At 49.3% G+C, this 2,244-nt stretch carries 1 protein-coding gene, 1 other RNA gene and 1 pseudogene; all 3 read right to left on the reverse strand.

Annotated elements, in window-relative coordinates:
- Positions 1-19 precede the first annotated feature (19 nt).
- A pseudogene (locus QMM04_RS22250) lies at positions 20-1,215 on the reverse strand (integrase domain-containing protein).
- Between the two features lie 180 nt (positions 1,216-1,395).
- Positions 1,396-1,757: a transfer-messenger RNA gene (ssrA, locus tag QMM04_RS22255) on the reverse strand.
- Between the two features lie 44 nt (positions 1,758-1,801).
- Positions 1,802-2,244: SsrA-binding protein SmpB (gene smpB / locus QMM04_RS22260; protein ID WP_282997075.1), on the reverse strand; the 443-nt coding region annotated here is incomplete at its 5' end.

A 2,244-nucleotide genomic window follows, 5' to 3' on the forward strand; every position in this document is an offset into this window, starting at 1 on the left:
TAATAAAGGCTGGCTAATGTCAGCCTTTATTCTCTTTAACTTTACTTCCCCACCAATCCATAAGTTCGACTCGCTGCTTGAGATAAGTGGATCTATTATATGCCCTACGAACCTCATTTTTGTCTGAATGGGCTAGCGCCGACTCTATTACGTCAGGGTTTAAACCAGCCTCATTCATAGCTGTAATAGCAATGGAACGAAGCCCATGAGCAACCAACTTACCGCCATAACATATTCGCTTTAATGCCGCATTCGCAGTCTGGCTATTCATTGGCTCTTTGGGATTGTTTCGACTTGGAAAAACATATTGTCGGTTAGCACTGATAGGCCGCATAACCTCAAGAATATCGAGAGCTTGTTTCGATAAAGGAACGACATGTTCGCGCTTGGCCTTCATGCGCTCCGCTGGAATAACCCAAAGGTTTAAATCGAAGTCGATCTCTGCCCACTGTGTTCCAGAGGCTTCTGACGGCCGTACAAGGGTAAGAAGCTGCCACTCGATTAAACAACGTGTGGTGATTGAAAGATTGGACATGACCAATGAGCGCATTAGCTTTGGTAGTTCTTCCGGTCGTAAGGTTGGCATGTTCTGCTTCTTGGGTTTTTCAAAAGCCATACCAACGCCCGAAGCAGGGTTCGCATCAATCAACCCTGTGTTGACTGCAAAAATCATGATCTCGTTAATGCGCTGCACTAACCGGCGAACCGTCTCAAGCGCGCCGCGAGCTTTAATCGGCTCCAGTGCTTCAACAATCGTTCTGACCTTGAGTGCCTGAACAGGAATCTCACCGATAGCAGGGAAGACATCCTTCTCAAGCGACCGCCAATTATCCTTCGCATAATCTTCGGTAACGCTTTTGCTCATGGCAGGAATTACCTTCCGGCAACAACTGAAAAAATACCATCCAGCTCAATTTGACGTTGCTCTGAAACTTCCTCTTGCTGCTTCTGCGGGGCAATCCCTTGCGCAAGCATCAAAAGATATTGGTCACGCATTTGGCGTGCGCCAGCGAGCGTCAGGGCAGGGTAAGAGCCAATGCTGAGATTTGTGCGACTGGTGCTATTCGGTCGCTGATAGCGAAAACGCTACAGCTTCTTACCTGATGTTTAGACGAGCAGGAAAAGGCCGTCGCCATCATGCAGTGTGAAGTCTTACTCTTGAGGCTTAGCTTTGAGGATTTCGTTATTGGTGAGTGGGCGTGTCATCTGCGCCATGACTGGTTTCCGTCCATAATTGGTACACGTTTTTGGTACACATTATAAAGTGTACCAATTATCTCTGGATTCAGGCGGAACGTCTCGGAAGATTACAGGCACAAAAAAGCCCGCAGGGCTTGCGCCATGCGGGCTCTTAGGACTTCATCGGATGACTCTGGTGTCACCGATGGAGAATTTTGGTGGAGCTGGCGGGAGTTGAACCCGCGTCCGAAATTTCTACATCCTCGGTACTACATGCTTAGTTTGTCTTTACATTCGCACGCCAGCTGCGGACAGACACGCCACTAACGAACTAGCCTGATTAGTTTTAGCACTTCAACCCCAGGCAGGGCATCCGCGCGATCTCTTTTGGGTTTGACCTCTCTTGATCCCCGTCTTAAGAGCGGAAGCTAGGGAGAGAGGGCTCTTAGCAGGTTATTAAGCTGCTAAAGCGTAGTTTTCGTCGTTTGCGACTATTTTTTTGCGGCTTTTAACGAGGCAAACCGCCCCTCGACATGCACCTAAGGCTTCACAATCCCGTCGAGTCCAGAATCAGCCCCAAGAACTTCTTATACTACAGAAAAGTGACGGTTGAATCCAGTGCTTAACGCTTTGAATTCTTCATAATACGTGCTTTATCCATCTGCCATTCGCGATCTTTCACATCGTTACGCTTGTCGTGTTCTTTCTTACCGCGCGCCACGCCGATCTTCAGCTTGGCCCAGGCGTTTTTCCAGTACATCGACAGTGCAACCACTGTGAAACCTTCGCGGTTGACTCGGCCGTAAAGCGAATCGAGTTCGCGCTGCTTCAGCAACAGCTTGCGGCTACGCGTGGGGTCACACACCACGTGTGTAGAGGCAACAGCCAGCGGCTGGAAAGTGGAACCGAACAGATAGGCTTCGCCATCGCGCAGCAAAATGTAGCTGTCGCTGATATTGGCTTTACCGGCGCGGAGTGATTTAACTTCCCATCCCTGTAGCGACATCCCCGCTTCGAACTCTTCTTCAATGAAGTATTCGTGGCGAGCGCGTTTGTTGAGGGCAA

The organism is Pantoea sp. Pa-EAmG, from assembly GCF_030024295.1.
Lineage (GTDB): Bacteria > Pseudomonadota > Gammaproteobacteria > Enterobacterales > Enterobacteriaceae > Pantoea > Pantoea dispersa.